This is a genomic window from Streptomyces sp. NPDC048171, assembly GCF_043202655.1.
Taxonomy (GTDB): Bacteria; Actinomycetota; Actinomycetes; order Streptomycetales; family Streptomycetaceae; genus Streptomyces.
Genome location: NZ_JBIDAU010000040.1, coordinates 1 through 2,155, shown reverse-complemented (window position 1 = coordinate 2,155; position 2,155 = coordinate 1). Strand labels below are relative to the sequence as shown.

2 protein-coding genes are annotated in these 2,155 nt (G+C 66.9%); both read right to left on the bottom strand.

From position 1 onward, the window contains the following. On the bottom strand, window positions 1-1,581 hold a 1,581-nt coding region (locus ACGF3J_RS38685), incomplete at its 3' end, for a condensation domain-containing protein (RefSeq protein ID WP_393856125.1). After that, on the bottom strand, window positions 1,578-2,155 hold a 578-nt coding region (locus tag ACGF3J_RS38680), incomplete at its 5' end, for a phosphopantetheine-binding protein (protein WP_393856124.1). The genes ACGF3J_RS38685 and ACGF3J_RS38680, both read right to left, overlap by 4 nt.

Genomic DNA, 2,155 nt, shown 5'->3' with positions numbered 1-2,155 from the left:
ATCAACCGACCGCTCCAACAACACCCCCACCACCGACTCCAACCCCACCCCACGCCCCCTCAACACACCCGCCAACCGAGACGCCCGCTCATCCAGCTCCCCATACGTCAGCGACTCATCCTCACCTACCACTGCCGGCGCATCCGGAGTCCGTGCGACCTGCTCCGCGAACAGCTCCACCCACGTGACATCAGGCACCGGCACACCCGTGTCGTTCCAGCCCTCCACCACCTGAAGGCGCTCAGCCTCGGACAGGACCTGGACCTGTCCAAGCCGCATCTGCGGCGTGGACACCGCAACTGTCAGCACCCGTACCAACCAGCGTCCGATCCGCTCCACGGTGTCAGCGTCGAACAGGTCGGCCGACCCCGTCAGCGACCCGCGCAACCCTCCGGGACGCCCCTCGCCGTCAACCACCTCACCAAACGACACATCAAGATCAAATCGAGAGGGCAGTACGTGATCAATCACCATCTGGGCACGCAGACCGGCGAGCTCGAGCGTCGCCTGGCCTGTGTTGCGAACGCTGAGCATCACCTGGAACAACGGGTGGCGGGCAAGAGACCGGTCTGGTGCCAGCAGTTCCACGAGCCGCTCGAACGGCACGTCCTGGTGGTCGAGGGCAGCAAGACTGGTCTCGCGTACCCGTGCCAGCAGCTCGCTGAAGGTCGGGTCACCTGACATGTCGGTTCGCAGCACGAGAGTGTTGACGAAGAAGCCGACCAGGTCATCCAGTGCCTGATCCGTGCGTCCGGCAACCGCGGTACCGATCGGGATGTCGTCTCCCGCACCCAACCGCTCCAGCAGCACGGCCAGAGCGGCCTGAACCACCATGAACAGCGTGACGCCCTGCTCTCGCGCCAGCGACGCCAGCCGAGCATGCACCTCCGCCGGGACTTCAAGCGTCACCGTGTGACCCCGGTGCGAGGCCATCGCCGGCCGCGACCTGTCGACCGGTAGGGCCAGCTCCTGCGGCGCCCCAGCGAGCGCTCGACGCCAGTAGCCCACCTGCTCCGACAGCACACTGCCCGGATCGTCCTCGTCACCGAGTACTTCACGCTGCCAGAGGGTGTAGTCCGCGTACTGCACCGGCAACGGCTCCCAAGCGGGCGCACGACCGTCACACCGCGCCGCGAAGGCGACAGAGATGTCCCGCGCCAACGGGCCCATCGACCAGGCGTCCCCCGCGATGTGATGGAGCACGACCGCCAGCACATGCCTGTCCGCACCGGTCTCGATCAGCAACCCACGCAGTGGCACCTCGGTCGACAGATCAAACCCGCGCCCGGTCTCCTCCGCAACGAGATCCGCGGCCTCCCCCTCGGTGGCCTGCCTGACCCTCAGCACCTCCCCCACTTCATCCGCGGCCAGGATCTGCTGGTACGGCTCTCCGGAAAGGGAAGGGAATACCGTCCGCAACACCTCATGCCGGGAGATCACATCGCTCATTGCCGCCTGCAACGCCCCGATATTCAGGGCACCCTCCAGACGCAGCACCACCGGCATGTTGTAGGTCGCGCTCGGCCCCTCCAACTGCGTCAGGAACCACAACCGCCGCTGGGCGAAAGACAACGGAGTCATCGGGCGTCCCCCTCCTTACGCATGGGCCGCAGAGGCGGCCGGGCAGGTTTCCGCTTACTTTCAAGTCGCACCGCGAGTGCCGCCGGCGTCGGCGCCTCGAAAAGCGTCCGCATTTCTACATCGGCCCCAAGGACCGCCCTTATCTGAGACACCAGACGGGTCGCGAGCAAGGAGTGTCCGCCGAGTTCGAAGAAGTCGTCGTCCGCCCCGACCCGGTCCAACCCGAGCACCGTCGCGAATGCCTCGCACAAGAGGCGTTCTTCCCGTGTGGCCGGTTCACGGCCGCCGCCTGCGGCTCCGTGTTCCGGAGCGGGTAGGGCAGCGCGGTCGAGCTTGCCATTCGCCGTCAGCGGGAAATGTGGCAGGGAAACGAACGCGGAGGGAACCATGGAGCCAGGAAGCCGCCCGGCGGCAAATGCCCGAAGCTCCGCGGTCAGGTCCTCGCCGGCCCGAGTTCCCTCTGCATCCGCCGGCACGATGTAGGCGACGAGCCGCACGTCCCCCGGCACATCCTCCCGCGGAACCACCACCACCTGACCCACCCCCACATGAGACCCCACCACCGCCTCCACCT